2 pseudogenes are annotated in these 770 nt (G+C 51.2%); both read left to right on the forward strand.

The annotated features are described in order from the left end of the window. Window positions 1-393 (forward strand): annotated as a pseudogene (locus NPS47_RS25265) (hypothetical protein); the annotation flags it as partial. A gap of 11 nt (window positions 394-404) precedes the next feature. Continuing rightward, a pseudogene (locus NPS47_RS25270) lies at window positions 405-770 on the forward strand (lipase family protein); the annotation flags it as partial.

Consider the following 770-nt stretch of genomic DNA (forward strand, 5'->3'; position numbering starts at 1 on the left):
TACAAAGGGACTTTCAACGAAACTGGGGAGAGTGAGTTCTACGGTCAGTGCCAATGGCTGTTTCGAACAGTCGGACTTAATCGTCGTATTGTGAAGCTCCTTGACTGTAAAGGTATGGATGCACAGGGCAATCTGAGCCGCTACCGTCCTGCAGCGGCTTTCACCCCTGATCAATTGCCGGGTAAAACCGTGCGGATGAAGATCAAATTGGCCGAAGAGGAACGGCCTTCAATAAAAGATACCTGGGTCAAGGTACCTGGCGGCTGGAAGCGATGTCTGGGCGATAACTTTGAAGATCAATACGCATTTTGCTATGGCAATCACAAGGACTTCAGCACCTTTCAGATGCCGGGCGGGGAAAAATGCACCATCTATCCCGGATGTACCGAATAAGGAAATCATGCATGAATACTTTGAATGAAGAGTTAAAGCACCCGTTAAATAATCGCATGCTTACTTGTCCCGTACAGGGCAAGTGGACCAGCTTTCAATTAGTCGACGAGGCTGGTTCGGGGGAGCCTTATGCCGGCCTGGCCTACGAAGTAACCGACACGGAGGGCTTTAAGTACAGCGGCAGGCTGGACGCCACTGGCAGCGGCAGGGTGGACAACCATTTCGCCGGGCCAATTGCCCTGATCCTGGATCAGAAGTACCAAGGGCATGAACAGGTTTATTCGTTTTTACAAGCAAGAGAACATTACCCGCTTGAAATAACCGAGCTCCAGGTACGTGCCGAACAGACCCGCTACCAGAACCACTTTGGCTCGCGA

The sequence above is a fragment of the Pseudomonas putida genome, from assembly GCF_028682475.1.
GTDB lineage: Bacteria > Pseudomonadota > Gammaproteobacteria > Pseudomonadales > Pseudomonadaceae > Aquipseudomonas > Aquipseudomonas putida_AG.